The following is a 15,802-nucleotide window of genomic DNA, read 5'->3' as shown; positions in this document are numbered from 1 at the left end:
GTTCCTGAATGGATTATTGTTGGATTGTCACGGCCCGGCCATCGTACACGAGATCGGCCGCCTTGCCCTGCTGGCCGACGATGACGACCTTGAACCGGCGCCGCGCCTTCATGCCGGGGAACCCGCCGCGGCGCTGCGTGATCGTCAGATTGCGTGCCGCGTCGTCCCAGTGCATGCCGGTGAGCGCGTATTCGCCGCGCTCATAGCCCCACCCCTCGCCCGCGTCCTCGTAATACGTGTAGTCGCCGTCGGCCCCCGGGTAGATCCGCAATTCGATCGGCGCATCGAGCCGTTCCGACGCATATTGCACGACAGGCCCCAGCGGGACGATGCTGCCCGCCCGGACGTGCACCGGCATGCGGTCGATCGGCGCGGCCGCCGCGACCGTACGGCCGCCGGCCAGCCGCTCGCCGGTCCAGAAATCGAACCACGTGCCCGCCGGCAGATACACGTCGCGGGTGCGCGCCGCGCCGTCGATCGGCCTGGAGCCGGGCGCGAAATACATCGGCGTCGTCACGGGGCTCACCATGATGCCGTCGCCGAACAACATCTGCGACTTGAGGTCGTGCGTGCGCTGGTCTTGAGGGAACGCGAACGCCACCGGGCGGATGAACGATGCGCCGCGCAGGTGCACGAGGCCGGCCTGCGAATAAATCGCCGGCAGCAGGCGGTAGCGCAGCCGGATGGCATCCACGATGGCGTCGTGGAACGGCGTGCCCGACGCGCCGAAGTGCCACGGCTCGCGCGGCGTGTCGGTGCCGTGGCTGCGGAACATGGGGAGGAACGCGCCGAGCTGCAGCCAGCGCGTGTACAGCTCGCGGTAGCCCAGGTCGGCGGCGCCCTGGTCGAAGTCGCCGGCCATGAACCAGGGCCGGCCGCGGGCGACGAAGAACCCACCGACGTCGAACGTGACGTACGGGTTGCCCGACGCGCTGTAACTCTGGACCGCCGCGGCCTGTTGCGCGAACACGGACCACGTGGCCGAGATGTCGCCGGTCCATGCGACGGCCCCCGCGGCCTGGCTGCCGGGATAGGCGGACCGCGTCAGGTTCACGAGGCGCTTGCCGGGCGCCTGCCTGCGCCAGTTGCGCATGAAATGCTGGGCGTCGACGAGCGCGTAGGCGTTCAGGTATTGCGGATCCATGACGCGCGCCAGGCCGTCGACGTTGACGTCGTCCGCGCGCCCCGAACGCTTCGCATCCCACGTCCAGTCGGCGACTTCCGGCTCGGTCGAGTCGCACCACCAAGCGTCGATGCCGTGCCGACCCAGGTATTGCCACACGTTGCGGAAATAAACGTCGGCCGCTTCCGGCCGGAAGAAATCGACGTACGGCGTGCCGCCGCTCAGGTAGCCGCCCTCCTTCAGTTCCTTGCCGGGCCCATCGAGCGGGCTCGGATTCGGCCAGATCGAGATCATCACGTGCGCGTTCTCGGCGTGCACGGCCTTCGTCATCGCGGCGATATCGGGATAGCGCGCCGCTTCCGGCACCGGGCTGCCCCAGTGGTCCGGCGCCCAGTAATTCCAGTCCTGCACGATGAGGTCGAGCGGGATGCGGCGCTGGCGGAATGCCTTCACCGTCTCGACGACTTCGTCCTGCGTCTTGTAGCGTTCCTTCGACTGCACGTAGCCGTACGCCCAGCGCGGCAGCATCGTCGCGGCGCCCGTCAGCTCGCGGTAGCCTTCCACCGCGCCATCCATCGACGGCCCGAGGATGAAGTAGTAATCGAGATCGTCCACCACGTCGCTCGTCATGGACATGCCCGTCTTCCCGTCCGCGAACGTCATGGCGCTGTACGTGTCGAACAGCACGCCGTAGCCGCGCGTCGACACGACGAACGGGATGGCGATGCGCAGGTTGTGCTGGTACAGGCGCTTCGTCTTGCCGCGCAGGTTCAGGTCCGCCGTCTCGTCGAAACCCAGGCCGTACAGCGCCTCGTCGTCGCCCAGGCGAAACCCCGCCGTCGCCTTCCAGGCGTCGCGGTCCTTCGATTGCACGTATTTGGTGGCCACCTGCCGGTCCCCGTCGACCGTCTTGACGGTGGACACCGTGGCGGGATCGGGCGTCGACTTGAACACGGCCACCCGCTCGAACGCACGGGGCGCCGCGTCGTCCTCGCGCAGCAGTACCGCGCCGGCCGCGTTGCGGAACGCGAGCGCGCCCGTCGTCCGGTCCACGGCGACGCCCACCTGCGCCGAACGCAGGATGCGGGCCCCGCCCTCGTCGCTGGCCGCGATCGCCCCCGGCCTGCCGGCGACCGGCGCCCGCATGAGGTGGGCGGATGTCGACCAGTCTCCGTTGCGCGTCGCCGTGACGTGCACGATGCGGTCGGTGACGAAATCGACCTTCACGCGGGTGTCGTCTACCCGGTATTCGATGCCGCTGCCGGACTCGCGCACGTCCCGGATCGCCGCGAACGCGGCGTCCCGGCACAGCAACAGCACGGATGCCGCCAGCGCGGCCCGCAGCGGCCGCCGCATCGTTGCGCGGCTCATTGTGACGCTTGTGTCAACGTGACGACGGCACCGCCGGAACCGGCCAGCTTGAGCTTGAGGCGGCTCTTGCCCGTCACGCGTGCGTTACGCGCAGCCAGGTGATTGCGGTCCTTGCCGTCTTCCAGGATCGCGGCCGAATAATTCGCGCCCGGCGCCAGGAAGTCCAGCGGCAGGTCGACCGTGCGTGCAGATTCGTTCGTCATCGCGCCAATGTACCACGTGTTGCCCTTGCGGCGGGCGGTCACGATGTACTGGCCGATGTCGCCGTCCAGCACGCGCGTCTCGTCCCACGTGGTCGGCACGGCGCCGATGAACGTCGCGCCGTCGGCCCAGGTGCCGTCCGCGTTGCGGTAGGCGTCCGGGCTGTCGGCCACCATGCCGAACGGCGAATCGTACACGACGTACATCGCGACGGCCTGGCCGCGCGTCGTCTGCACGAACGGCTTGACGTTGCGGCGCTGGCCCATGAAGTCCTTCGCCGCGATCGAGCGGAAGCCGCCCGGCGTGTAGTCGATCGGACCGAGGATCATGCGCGTGAACGGCAGGGTCACGTTGTGGGTCGCCGTGACGCGCGCGCTCCACTTGTTGTACTCGGCGCCCATCACGCCTTCCTGCGTCATGTAGTTCGGATAGGTGCGCGTGAGGCCGTCCGGCGGATACGCGCCGTGCAGGTCCACCATCAGGTGGTGCTTCGCGGCCTTCGACAGGATCTTGTGGTAGAAGTCCACCATGTCCTGGTCGGTGCGGTCCATGAAGTCGACCTTGACGCCCTTGATGCCCCACGATTCGTACAGCGCGAACGCGTCGTCCATCTGGCGGTCGAGCTGCTTCCACTGCAGCCAGACCCACACGCCGATGTTCTTCTGCTTCGCGTACTTGATGATGGCCTGCATGTCCATCGCGGGGATGGGCTTCAAAGGATTGGACGGCAGCGGCTTCTCGGAGCTGCCCTCGTACCAGCCTTCGTCGATCAGGATGTAGTCGAGGCCCAGGCTGGCCGCGAAGTCGGTATAGGCTTTATAGGTCGCGGTGTTGACGCCCGCGCCCGGCATGTCGACGGCCCAGCCGTTCCACCAGTCCCACGATGCCTTGCCCGGTTTGATCCAGCTGGTGTCCGCGATCGTCGACGGGCTGCCCAGCGTCGCGATCAGGCTGGATTGCGTCAGGCCGCCCGGCGTGTCGGCCACCATCACCACGCGCCACGGCGTGGCGAGCGGCGCGTCGGCCAGCGTCGCGCGCACGGCCGGGCCTTGCACCTGCACGTCGCCGTCGTAACGCGGCGCCAGCACGACCGCGACGCCCAGGCCACCGTCGCCGCGGCCGGAATAATACGCGCCGGCATAGCCGCGCTTGTCCGCTTCGGCGATGGCGAACGTGGTCTTCTTGTTGCCCGTCTTGCACACGAGCGGTGCGTCGAACGTGTGGTGCGGCCGGATCGTCGATGCCGGCACGGGATCGAACTCGCCCTCGTGCGAGCTGTCGAAGCGGCCCGGATTGAAACCCCAGCAGCGGTAGTCGGCCGGAAAGTCGAAGCGCGTGGCCTCGCCGTTGATGCCCAGGTCGGCCACCTGCTGACGCGGCAGCACGTAGCGGAACGCGACGCCGTCGTCGTAGGCGCGGGCGACGAGGTTGACCTTGACCGGCTTGTCCTTGCCGGCCAGTTGCAGCTCGACCTGGCTGTAGCGGTCCGCGACGCTGGATGCCTTGCCGGCGACCGGGCGCCACGTCTCGTCGACGGTCTTGTTCTCGACGCCGGTGACGCGCAGGGTGGTGCCGTCCAGCGCGCCCTCGGTCGTGCCCAGGCCGAGGGGCGATTGTGCGATCACCGTGACGCCGTCGCGGATGACCGTGTACTCCAGCTTGCCGTCGGCGGCGGTGAGTTCGATGCGGGTGCGGTGGTCGGGCGAGACGACCGTGTACGGCGCGGCGGCGTGCGCCGGCAGGGCGGCGGCAACGGCGACGAGCGCCGGGATCAGGTGTACGTGTTTCATGTTCAGGCGACTTTCAGCGTGATGGCATATGGCAGTGCGGCGCGTTCGCGCGGCAGCGTGACCTGCAGGCCCTCGGCCGTCTGGCGGAACGCGAGCGCGCCGCCGCCCACGAGTTCGACGCGGGACACGGCCTTCTTGAGGTGCTCGCCGCCCGCGCGCATCGACTTGATGGTCACGGTGCCGTTGTCCGGCCAGCCCATCACGAACGCGTACACGGCGTCCTTGCCGGCCGTGAAGCGGATGTCGGCGCCGGAGAACGGCTTGCCCTTGCCTTCGTTGAAGCCGGGGCCGGACATCGGCGCCGCGGCCGCCTCCGCCACCGGTCCTTCGCCGTACAGCGCCCACGGACGCGAATCGTAGATGCCTTCGCCGTTGACGGCCATCCAGCGCCCGATTTCCTCGACGATGGCGCGTTCCTGCTCGTCGATCGTGCCGTCGCCGCGCACGGGCACGGACAGCAGCAGGTTGCCGTTCTTGCTGACGATGTCGATCAGCGTGTGCACGACCGTCTGTGCGCTCTTGTACGCCTTGTTGTCGTAGATGCGGCGGTCATAGTGCCAGCTGCCGATGCAGGTGCAGGTCTGCCACGGCAGCGGTTCGATGCGCGGGCTCTGGCCGCGCTCGATGTCCCACACCATCGACTTGCGCTGCACCTCGTCGAGGATCTTGCCGTTGACGACGGCTTGAACCTTGCCGTGCTTCGCGGCGCTGCGGTTGTACATGTGCGCGGCCAGGCGCATGCCGATGTCGCTGACCGGATACAGGGGCAGCACGGTGTCGTCGTAATACACGAGATCCGGGTCGTAGTTGTCGAGCAGGTCGACGGTGCGGTTGTACAGCTTGTCCGCATACGCCTTGTCCGGCGGGAGCACGCCGCCGCCCCATGCCCAGCGCTGGTCGGTGCTGCCGCCGTCCTTGCTGAGCGGGTGGTTCTGCGCGTACAGCGCCTGCGGATCCAGCCCGTTCCACCACTGGCCCTTGCCGTCGGCCTTCTTCAGGCGGCCGTCGTACGGCACGCCGGCCAGCGGGCCAGTCTTGTCGGCGCCCTGCGCCGTCTCGTACCAGTTCCATGCGTGGGCCGCGTGCACGGACACGCCGAAGCGCAGGCCGTGCTTGCGTGCCGCGTCGCGCCAGCCGCCGACCAGGTCCTTGCCCGGGCCCAGCTTCGTCGAATTCCACTCCGGCTGGTAGCGGCTCTTGTACAGGTCGAAGTTGTCGTGGTGGTTCGCCAGTGCGACGAAGTACCTGGCGCCCGCCTTCTTGTACAGGCCCACGAGTTCGTCCGGATTCCAGCGCTGCGCCTTCCACCGATGGATCACGTCCTTGAAGCCGAACTTCGACGGGTGACCGTATTTCGCGACGTGGTATTTATAGTGGTCGCTGCCCTCCTCGTACATGCCGCGCGCGTACCAGTCGCCGTGTTCCGGCTCGCATTGCGGGCCCCAGTGCGCCCAGATGCCGAACTTCGCGTTGCGGAACCAGTCCGGGGTTTCGTATTTCGACAGCGAGGGCCAGGTCGGTTCGAACGGACCGGTGGCCATCGGCACGCGGGCGCCGGCGGCGCCGGCATACGGGGACACGGCGAGCGCCGGGATGGCGGCCGCCATATGCTGCAGGAGTTCACGTCGTTTCATCGGTTTCTTTCCAAGGTGGGTGACGGCCGCTCGAGGGGCGGCTCTTCGACTATCCACGGGATGGTGCCCGTGGCCCCGGACGCCCGCAATTATCAAATCTGCCAGAAGCCATTACGATTTTCGTATGGGTTCGCCCGTGATTTGCGCCACGAGCGCGGCGTGGCCCGGCATCGCGCCGACCACCTGCCGGATCGTCGCGTGCACCTTGCGGAAGTGATCCAGCAGGCGCGCCTGGTCCATGCGGTCGATCAGGGGGTCGGTCCGCTCGGGGCGGATGCCGTGGCCCAGCAGGATAGCCGCGTACGAATCGGCCTGGAAGCCTTCGCGGTCGTAGATGGTGATGCGGCCCGCGCTGCGGAACAGGTCGATCTGGTGCTGCAGCGTGTCCGGGATCGGCATATCGGCGCAATAGCGCCAGAATTCGGAATCGGTGCGGTTCGTCAGCTTGTAGTGCAGGACGATGAAGTCGCGCACGAATTCGTAGCGCTGCGCGACGAGGCGGTTGAATTCGTCCGCCAGTTCCTGGTTGCAGTCGCGGTCCGGGAAATACTGGATCAGCCAGCCGACCGCCAGTTCGATGATGTTGATGCTGGTCGATTCGAGCGGCTCCAGGAAGCCGCTCGACAGGCCCACCGCCACGCAGTTCTTGACCCACGACTTGCGCCGCCGGCCTGTCGTGAAGCGCAGCTGGCGCGGCGTATCCAGCGCCTCGGTGTCCAGGCCGTCCAGCAGCACGCGTCCCGCCTCGTCGTCCGACATGAACGCGTTGCAGTACACGTGGCCGTTGCCGTTGCGGTGCTGCAGCGGGATGCGCCACTGCCACCCGGCCGGCTTCGCCGTCGCGCGCGTGTACGGCGTGAGCTGGTCGGCCAGCGCGCTGGGCACGGCCTGGGCGCTGTTACAGGGCAGCATGGCGCTCCAGTCCTCGTAGCCCGACTTGTACACGCCCTCGATCAGCAGGCCGCGGAACCCCGTGCAGTCGACGAACAGGTCGCCGTCGATGCGGCGGCCGTCCTTCAGTTGCAGCGCCGCGATGAAGCCCGTCTCCGGGTGCTGCTCGACGTGGCCGACCGTGCCCTCGACGCGCTGCACGCCCCGCGCCATCGCGTACTCGCGCAGGTACAGGGCATACAGGCCCGCGTCGAACTGGAAGCCGTACGAATACGCATTGGTGGGGCCGGGCTGGTCGCCATGCGGCGGCACGAACTTGTTCTCGTGGGCCATCGCCGTCGAGATCGACCATTCCTCGTACGACGGCATGTCCGGGTTGTCGCGCGCGAGGCGCAGCCAGTACATGAAAGCCGGGCGGTTCTCGATCGTCGGGCCGAAATCGCTGAAGCCGTGGAAGAACCGGTTGCCGAGATGACCCCAGTCGCAAAAATCGATGCCCAGCTTGAACGTGGCCTTCGTGCGCCGCACGAAGTCGGTGCCGTCGATACCGAGCGCATGGTTGAAGTAGCGGATCGTCGGCAGCGTCGATTCGCCGACGCCGACGGTGCCGATCTCCGGCGACTCGACGAGGACGATCTCGCACGACGCGCCCAGCTTGAGCGCCAGCGGCGCGGCGGTCATCCAGCCGGCGGTGCCGCCGCCCACGATGACGATTTTACGGATGGCCTTGTCGGACATGGTGTTCTCCAGTACAGAAACGCAAATACCTCCGGCGCACGGTCGGAAAGTGTACCTCATCCGCACCGGGCCGCCGGCAAAAAAAAGCCGCCAAGAAGGCGGCTGGCTTGCGGCGACGCCTCCCGCGGTCGCGACTGCGAACCGCAGGAGGCAAGCGCCTCACGACGTCTTAGAACGCGTAGCGCGCCGACACCGTGAAACGACGTCCGGTGTAGTTCACGCCGTATAGTTTCATGCCGATGCCCTGCTGGTTGTACGACTTGTAGAGCGCGTCGGTGAGGTTCGACGCGTCGAAGTTCACGGTCAGGTTATCGGTGGCCTTGAACTGGATGCCCATGTCAAGCTGTCCGTAGGCGCCGGCCCACGCCGGCAGCACGTAGTTCGCCGAATAGCCCTGGTTGAATTTCGGGTCGTCCGGATTCATCGAGATGCCGCTGGTGTCGTACGTACCCCACGTGTGAATCGCCGTCATCGCGGCCGAGCGCCAGCTGTACGCCAGGCGCGCCGACACCGGTCCCTTGTCGTACAGCAGCGCCAGGTTGTACGCGTTCTTCGACAGGCCCATCACAGGCAGGTCGCCGCTCAGGTAGCGGCCGTCGGTGTCGCACCCGCCCAGCGCGCCGATGATCGTCGTCTCGGGCGTGGTCGGCGTGCACCATGTACGGTTCCCCGGCAAGCCCACGTCGAGTTTGCTGTTGATGTAGGTGTAGTTGGCCGATACCCCGAAGCCGGACAACAGGCCGGGCAGCATGTCGAAATACTGCTGGTAACCGAGCTCCAGACCGCTGACGCGACCGCGTGCCCCGTTGACCGGCGAAGTGAGGAGGAAGTCGTGCGACTGGCCGGTCACGTCCTTGATCGGAACAAGCGTCGTCCTGTCGATGACGATGTCCTTGAGCTTCTTGTTGAACAGCGCCAGCGTGAGCGAGTTGCCCTTGCCGAAGTAGTATTCCGCCGTCAGGTCGAGATTGTTCGACCTGGTCGGTTTGAGCTGCGTGTTGCCGTTGGCGCTGCCGGTGTAGTCGATCGTGCGGAGGATCTGTTTGTTCGGGTCCGTCGGATCCGGGTCGCGCTTGGGCGACACGCTCAGCGTCGTATAGGCCTGCATCTTGTAGAAATCGGGCCGCGACATGCCTTGCGACGCCGCGAAGCGGAACTGCAGCTCGTCGCTGGCCTTCATCCTCAGGTTCAGCGTCGGCAAGGTATTCGTATAGGTGTTGTCGAAATTCTGCTTGTTCGACATCGCTGCGAACATGGGCACACCGGACGCGGCATCCTCCGGCTTGGTCGCGTCGAGCAGCGTGTAGCCTTCCGCCATTTCCTTCGTGCGCACGACGCGCACGCCCACGTTGCCGTCCACCGGGAAGCGCAGGTTATCGAAGCCGAAACGAAGCTGGCCATAGATGGACTGCGTGCGCTCGCCCTGCTTGTTGCGGGCGATGGGGTCGCCGAACGGAGCGGGCTTCCAGTTGCAGATATCGTCGCTCAAGTGGTCGGGTTTGCAGACCGCCTGAACGAATTCGTGCAGCGTGAAGAAGCCGGGCGGCGGCGAGCCGCTACCGGTCAACCCCTGCGTCGGCACCACGAGCGCCGGCACCGACGTCTTGCCGTTGAAGAAGCCACGGAACGGCTGCGTGGTGTTGAATTTGTTGAAGCGCGGATCGCCCAGGGAGATCATCGAGCTCAGCGGCTGCCACGTTGCGGGCCCGACCGCCCACGAGGCGCCGAGCCCGGTCCATTGGCTGTTGGGCGTATTCGCCTGCGTGAGCGAATTACGCTCGGTCTGGCGGAAGCCGAAACGCAGGTCCTGGAGAATCGGATGATCGAACGTGTACTTGCCGTCCAGTTTCAGCGCGTTCTGCGTGGCGAAGGCCACGTCCCGGTGCTGCTGCGTGGAGTCCCAGTTGTAGTTGGCGACGTCCGACAGGAAAGCCCGGTCCGAGGCGTCGAAGGTGACCTGCGGGATGTCTCCCCTGAGGTCCACGACCTGCTTCGCCATGTAGGCGTTCAGCGCCACCAGGTTGTCCCAGCCTTCCGTGGTCGACCGGGTGTGCTGCAGATCCAGGTCGAAGGACAACTGCTCCGACGCCTTCCATTTCGTGTTCCATGCAATGTCGGTCGTCGCGGATTCGCGGCCCACGCTGCGCGCATTGGAGCCGATCAACAGGCCCTTGTCCTGGGGATCGGTCAGCGTGCCGGTCAACAGCGCGCCGTGGCTGTCGAACGTGGCGTCGGAGACCATGACGTTACGCGGATTCACCTGCATGAACTGCTGGTTCTCCGCCGTCGCCAGCTTGTATTTCGTCCTGAAGTAGGTCAGGCCGGAGACCCAGTCGCCCTTTTTCCACTGCAGCGCGCCATAGACGCCCTCGCGGGTGCGATCGTAGTCGCCCGTGTTCCAGTTGACGCCCGGGGGAACCCAGCGCTCCTGGCCGCTCGTGTCGCCCACCACGGCGTCGATGCGCGGGAAGTAGTGGCCGACACCCATGCCGTTGCTGCGCGTGGCGACCTTCGAACGCGACACGTCGATCAACGCACCGACCTGGCCCAGGCTGGTGTTCCAGCGGTTCGACAGCATGCCGGAAAACGCCGGCGCGGTGGTGCCGCGCTGCTGCGAGCGCGTGGCTTCCGCCGTCACCCCGCCCTTGAACCCCTTGAAGTCGAACGGCATCGCGGTACGCAGGTCGACCAGGCCGCCGATGGCGCCTTCGATCCGCTCGGCGGACGGGTTCTTGTACACGTCGATGCCCGCCAGCAGTTCGGGCGGCACATCCTCGAAGCTCAGTGCACGGCCGCCGTTCGCGGAGAACGAGTCGCGTCCGTTCAATTCCGAGCGCACGTAGCTGAGGCCGCGGATCGACACGCCGCTGCCTTCCGCGGCGAAGCGATTGTCCTCGCCCACGCCTTGCAGCGGATCGGCCCGGCCCAGGATGCGGTCGATGGTCACGCCCGGCATGCGCTGCAGGACTTCGGTCACCGACTTGTCCGGCAGTTTGCCGATGTCGTCGGCGACGACGGAGTCGATGATCTCGTCCGCCGTTCGCTTCCGGGCGGCGGCCGATTCCAGCGCGGCGCGCTGGCCCACGACGACGACGGTGGTCGCCTCGTCCTTCTTCACGGCGTCGGCCGCGTACGCGCCATGCGCGAACATGGCCCCGCTGGCCATCAGCACGAACTGCGCTGCTCCGGTCGCGATGGCGGTTCTTTGAAACTGCTTCACTTGGTATTCTCCTCTGCGTTTTTGTGCGCCGCTCTTATCGGAATGCCGAAAGACGGCATGTACCGCTTAATGGCGGTGCAACGATTTTGATCAGGAGCAACCAGTGGAACAATTGTGAAAATCACCAGCGCGGCACATGAAAATTGCGATGTGTATGGCTGGCGCAACGACTTGACTCATGGCGCTGCGGTTTCCTGCACAGGATCGGCGGGCGGGGGCTGCTGGTCCGCCAGCGTGCGGAAGGCCTTCGGGGTGCACCCGTACTCCTCCTTGAACAGCTTGTTGAAATACGAGACGTTGGCATACCCGACCGAGTACGCGATCTCCGCGACGGTCGTCTCGTTTTTCTCGGTGAGCAGCCGTGCCGCCTCGGTCAGGCGCAGCTTGTTCAGGTAACTGGTGAACGTCATGCCGAGTTCCGATTTCAGCACGTCGTTGACCTTGGTGCGGTTCGTCCCCGTGGCGGCGACGACGCCTTCGAGGTCCAGTTCCGGATTCGTGTAATTCGTCGCGATCACCTTCAGCACCGCCGCCTTTTCCTTGTCGCGGTAAGGCTCCAGCGTCAGCTGGCGGTAGGCGACGAGCGGCAGGTCCTTCTTGAGTTGCGTGTCCACGCTCGCGAGCATCGCGCGCGCGTGGCCGCGGAAGAACCACACGCCGAACGCGACCCAGCCCGCCGTCACGAGGCCCGCCAGCCAGGCCAGGTAGCGGTAGTCGCGGCCACGCAGCGTGATCCAGCTGATCTCGACATGGGCCGGCACGCCGCGCGGACTCTGCGGCGTCGCGCCGAACACCATGCGTTCCACGCGGTCGAGCAGGTAATCCTGGCGCGCCAGGTCGCGATGCACCGTGTCGAACCACCATGGGGGTATCGTCAGCCGCGTCAGGTCGAGCGTGACCGGCACGCCCGCCTCGTTGCACGAGAAATAGGTCGTGGCGGGCGGATAAGTCAGGTAATTCCCGCGCTGCGACACGTGCTCGTCGAAGCTCGAGACGATGAACATCAGCGAATTGGCGGGCGCGCATTTCGCGACGAACGAGATGGTGTTGTACATCGACAGGTCGGCCTGCAGGGGCCGGCCCTTGCCGTCGCTTGCCAGCAGGTCCGCGGACGCGTTCGGATCCGGATCGGCCGCCGGCAGGTTCAGGTCGAAGCGCAGCTTGTCGCGTGCCTTGGCGTCGACCTGGACCATCGGCGGGTACCACTGCTTCGCCGTGACGCCGACGCGCCAGCGGAGCGCGCCGGCATCGCCGGCCTCCTGCGCCAGCGGCAGCTGCTGCGACAGATAGCTGCGGTCGACGAGCACGATCGCCAGCAGCGCGTCCGCGAGCACGATCAGCATGAACGCGTACAACGCCTTCTTATAAAACTCTTGCATATGGCATGGTGGGTGATTGTCTCCGGCCGTCACCTCTCATGGGGACGTCGCTGGAATCATAACAGCCCACCCACGCCGGATCGCGGTTTCGTCGCCGCGTTGCAGTTACGCAACGGGGCGACGCTCACCCGTCAGGGCGCCGCGCGCGTGCGCAGGGGCTTGCCGTGGACGTCGTACGACGCCGCTTCCAGGCGCACCGTCGTCTCCTGCGCCTTGTCGTCCGCCGCGCTGGCCGCGAGGATGACCCGGTAGTCGCCCGCCGCCACGTTCCACCGCTTCGTGGGCGCATCGTAGACGGCCAGCAGGCGCGGATCGACGGTCACGGACGCCTGCGCGGCGGCACCGGGCCGCACGTCCACCTTCGCGAAGCCGCCCAGGCGCTTCGGCGCCTCCCAGCGCGCGCCCACGGGCGCCACGTAAATCTGCGCCACTTCCTTGCCTGCCCGCTTGCCCGTGTTCGCGACGGTGAACGACGCGGTCACGATGCCGTCGCTGACGGTGGCCTTCAGGCCGGACAGCGTGAAGTCCGTGTAGGACAGGCCGTGCCCGAACGGGAACAGCGGCTTCAGGCCTTTCAGGTCGAACCATTTGTAGCCGACGGCCGCGCCTTCGTGGTAGTCGACGTCGAAGCGGCGCTCGTTCCCGTCCAGATAACCGTCCAGCACGGGACGCGGCAGTTGCGCCGTCGATGCCGGGAACGTGGCCGGCAGGTGGCCGGACGGGTTGGCCTCGCCGAACAGGATGCCCGCGATGGCCTCGCCGCCGCTGGTGCCGGGATACCACGCTTCCAGCACCGCGGCCACGTTCGACAGCCACGGCATCACGACGGGACCGCCCGTCTCCAGCACGACCACCGTCCGCGGATTGGCCGCCGCCACGGCCGCGATCAGGTCGTCCTGGCCGGCCGGCAGGGACAGGTCGGGCGCGTCCACGCCCTCGCCCGTCCACTGCGTCGCGAACACGACGACGACGTCGGCCTCGCGCGCCAGCGCGGCCGCCGCGGCGCGGTCGGCGCCGTCGGCATACTTGACCGTCGCGCCGGGCGCGCGCCGGCGGATCGCCTCCAGCGGCGCCGACGGGTAATACATGACGGGACCGGGCCAGGACGTCGGCGCGATGCCCGGCACCGCATTGCCGCCGGCCGGGTACACGAGCGACGAGCCGCCACCCGCCAGCACGCCCTTGTCCGCGTGGCCGCCGATGACGGCGATCCGCTTCACGGCCGGGGCCAGGGGCAGCGCGCGCGCGGCATTCTTCAGCAGGACCATGCCTTCCTGCGCATCCTTGACCGACACGGCCGCATGGGCCTTGAAGTCGATCGCCTCGGGCGCCGGCGCCACGGGGTGGTCGACGACGCCGTGGTCGAACATCGTGCGCAGGATGCGGCGCGCCATGTCGTCCAGGCGCGCCTGCGGTACCCAGCCGTTCGCGACGGCTTCCTTCAGCGGCGCGCCGAAGTAGTCGGCCAGATCGAACGGCATGCCGGACTGCTGGTCCAGGCCGGCGTTCGCCGCCGGCACCGTGCTGTGGACGGCGCCCCAGTCCGACATCACCCAGCCCTTGAAGCCCCAGTCGCCCTTCAGCACCTCGGTCAGCAGCCAGCGGTTCTCGCACGAGTAGGCGCCGTTGACGCGGTTATAGGCACACATCACGGCGCCGGGATTGCCCTCCTCGTTCGCGATCTGCAGCGCCAGCAGGTCGGACGTCACCGCGGCCTGCTCGGAGATCAGCACGTTCAGCGTCGTGCGGCCCGCCTCCTGGTCGTTCAGCGCGAAGTGTTTCAGCGTAGAGACGACGTGGTTGGACTGGATGCCGCGGATCTGCGCGCCGACCATGCGGCCGGCCAGCAGCGGGTCCTCGCCGCCGTACTCGAAATTGCGCCCGTTGCGCGGATCGCGCATCAGGTTGACGCCGCCCGCCAGCAGCACGTTGAAGCCATAGGCGCGCGCTTCCGCGCCGATCATCGCGCCGCCCGCATAGGCGGTGCCGACGTCCCACGTGGCCGCCGTGTTCAGGCCGGACGGCAGCGCCGTCGCCGGGCGCACGTTCGGGCCGGCCTGGCTGGCCACGCCGAGGCCGGCGTCCGTTTCCCACAGGTGCGGGATGCCCAGGCGCGGCACGCCGTAGATGAAACCCGCCGACTGGTCGTGCGACGGCGCCGGGCGCTTCATCTTCTTGCCATCGTTGTCCATACCGAAGTAACCGAAGACGAGCTTCAGTTTTTCGTCCTGCGTCATCTCGCGCAGCACGAGGGCGGCCCGCTCGTCCGCCGGAAGCTTCGCATTCATCCATGGCTCGGCGGCGAGCGCGCTGCCGCAGCAGACGGCGGTGGCGCACAGCAGTGCGATCCTGTTCCTGATGGTGGCGAGACGGTCCACGTGCAGCTCCTCGTGCAAAAAAAGAGGAGATGGTAGCCGGAACGGCACAGGAAATCGCAGCATCGGCAGAAATCATTGCCGCCATCCGCCATTTTCATAATTGCGCCGTGCGCGCGCCCGTGACGACAATCCCTTTTATTTCAAGGGGTTTTCCATGCGCAAACTGTTGTTGTCTCTGATTTTCCTCGCCGTCGGCGCCCAGGCGCAGACGGCCGTGATTCCGCTCTGGCCGGAGGGCGTGCCGAACGCGAAAGCGAATCCCGGCCCGGAAAAGATCGACGGGACCTTCATCAGCAACGTCTCGCAGCCGTCGCTGACGTATTACCCCGCCGCCGCGGGCCACGCCGCGAAGACCGCGGTCATCATCTGCCCGGGCGGCAGCTACCAGTTCCTGGCGGCCGACCATGAAGGCAAGCAGTACGCGCAATGGTTGTCCAGCCTCGGCGTCGCCGCCTTCGTGCTGAAGTACCGGCTGGCGGACTACGGCCACCCGGCGCCGCTGCAGGACGTGCTGCGCGCGCTGCGCACCGTGCGCGCGCATGCCGCCGACTACGGCGTGGCGCCCGACCATGTCGGCGTGATGGGCAGCTCGGCCGGCGGCCACCTCGCCGCCAGCGCAGCCACGCTGTTCGACGACCCGGCGGGCCGCACGGGCGCCGCGCTGGATGCCGTCAGCGCGCGCCCCGACTTCGCGCTGCTGGTGTACCCGGTGATCACCCTGATGCCGCCGTTCGCGCACGAAGGCTCGCGCTACGCCCTGCTCGGCGCCCATCCAGCGCCGGAACAGGTGAAGGCGATGTCGGTGGAGACCCGCGTTACCGCGCAGACGCCGCCCGTGTTCCTCGTCCACGCGCAGGACGACGGCGCCGTGCCGGTCGAGAACAGCATCCTGTTCTTCCAGGCCCTCACCCGCGCCCACGTGCCGGCCGAGATGCACCTGTTCGAGCGCGGCGGCCACGGCGCCGGCATGGGCGCCGGTCACGGCGACTTCTCGCTGTGGCCGAAGCGCGCCGAGGAGTGGCTGCGCGACCGCAAGCTGATCCAATAATCGGCGCATCGGCATTCGGGGTCAGAGCG

8 protein-coding genes are annotated in these 15,802 nt (G+C 67.3%); 1 reads left to right on the top strand and 7 read right to left on the bottom strand.

Going from position 1 to position 15,802, the window contains the following annotated elements:
- Window positions 1-13: 13 nt before the first annotated feature.
- From QPK29_RS22925 to QPK29_RS22895, 7 genes are all read right to left on the bottom strand, one after another.
- Window positions 14-2,494: a glycoside hydrolase family 31 protein gene (locus tag QPK29_RS22925; protein WP_371771235.1), complete on the bottom strand. Its 2,481-nt coding sequence runs from the start codon at window positions 2,492-2,494 to the stop codon at window positions 14-16.
- Window positions 2,491-4,485 carry a glycoside hydrolase family 97 protein gene (locus QPK29_RS22920; RefSeq protein ID WP_371771234.1) on the bottom strand — a complete coding sequence of 665 codons (1,995 nt, stop codon included), beginning with the start codon at window positions 4,483-4,485 and terminating at the stop codon, window positions 2,491-2,493. The genes QPK29_RS22925 and QPK29_RS22920 overlap by 4 nt, the downstream gene beginning before the upstream one ends.
- A gap of 2 nt (window positions 4,486-4,487) precedes the next feature.
- On the bottom strand, window positions 4,488-6,119 hold the full coding sequence (locus tag QPK29_RS22915; protein WP_371771233.1) for an alpha-L-fucosidase: 1,632 nt from the start codon (window positions 6,117-6,119) through the stop codon (window positions 4,488-4,490).
- Window positions 6,120-6,230: 111 nt separating this feature from the next.
- Window positions 6,231-7,748 (bottom strand): tryptophan halogenase family protein, encoded by a 1,518-nt coding sequence (locus QPK29_RS22910; protein ID WP_371771232.1) that lies wholly within the window; start codon window positions 7,746-7,748, stop codon window positions 6,231-6,233.
- Window positions 7,749-7,917: 169 nt separating this feature from the next.
- Window positions 7,918-10,968 (bottom strand): TonB-dependent receptor, encoded by a 3,051-nt coding sequence (locus QPK29_RS22905; RefSeq protein ID WP_156403763.1) that lies wholly within the window; start codon window positions 10,966-10,968, stop codon window positions 7,918-7,920.
- Window positions 10,969-11,144: 176 nt separating this feature from the next.
- Complete coding sequence (locus tag QPK29_RS22900; RefSeq protein ID WP_371771231.1) at window positions 11,145-12,347, bottom strand: helix-turn-helix domain-containing protein; 1,203 nt, start codon at window positions 12,345-12,347, stop codon at window positions 11,145-11,147.
- A 131-nt stretch (window positions 12,348-12,478) separates the two neighbouring features.
- Window positions 12,479-14,725, bottom strand: a complete 2,247-nt coding sequence (locus tag QPK29_RS22895; RefSeq protein ID WP_371771230.1) for a glycoside hydrolase family 3 C-terminal domain-containing protein — start codon at window positions 14,723-14,725, stop codon at window positions 12,479-12,481.
- Window positions 14,726-14,879: 154 nt separating this feature from the next.
- Here QPK29_RS22895 and QPK29_RS22890 point away from each other — a divergent pair, with 154 nt between their 5' ends.
- Complete coding sequence (locus tag QPK29_RS22890; protein WP_160408961.1) at window positions 14,880-15,773, top strand: alpha/beta hydrolase; 894 nt, start codon at window positions 14,880-14,882, stop codon at window positions 15,771-15,773.
- The last annotated feature ends 29 nt before the right edge of the window (window positions 15,774-15,802 follow it).

Source organism: Massilia orientalis (assembly GCF_030411975.2).
Classification (GTDB): Bacteria; Pseudomonadota; Gammaproteobacteria; order Burkholderiales; family Burkholderiaceae_D; genus Telluria; species Telluria orientalis.
Note: the sequence above shows the minus strand (reverse complement) of the source record. Positions and strands in the feature narration are given on the sequence as shown.

Coding starts and splice junctions, on each gene's coding strand:
- QPK29_RS22925 (WP_371771235.1), bottom strand. CDS start 2,494: ATGAGCCGCGCAACGATGCGGCGGCCGCTGCGGGCCGCGCTGGCGGCA.
- QPK29_RS22920 (WP_371771234.1), bottom strand. CDS start 4,485: ATGAAACACGTACACCTGATCCCGGCGCTCGTCGCCGTTGCCGCCGCC.
- QPK29_RS22915 (WP_371771233.1), bottom strand. CDS start 6,119: ATGAAACGACGTGAACTCCTGCAGCATATGGCGGCCGCCATCCCGGCG.
- QPK29_RS22910 (WP_371771232.1), bottom strand. CDS start 7,748: ATGTCCGACAAGGCCATCCGTAAAATCGTCATCGTGGGCGGCGGCACC.
- QPK29_RS22900 (WP_371771231.1), bottom strand. CDS start 12,347: ATGCAAGAGTTTTATAAGAAGGCGTTGTACGCGTTCATGCTGATCGTG.
- QPK29_RS22890 (WP_160408961.1), top strand. CDS start 14,880: ATGCGCAAACTGTTGTTGTCTCTGATTTTCCTCGCCGTCGGCGCCCAG.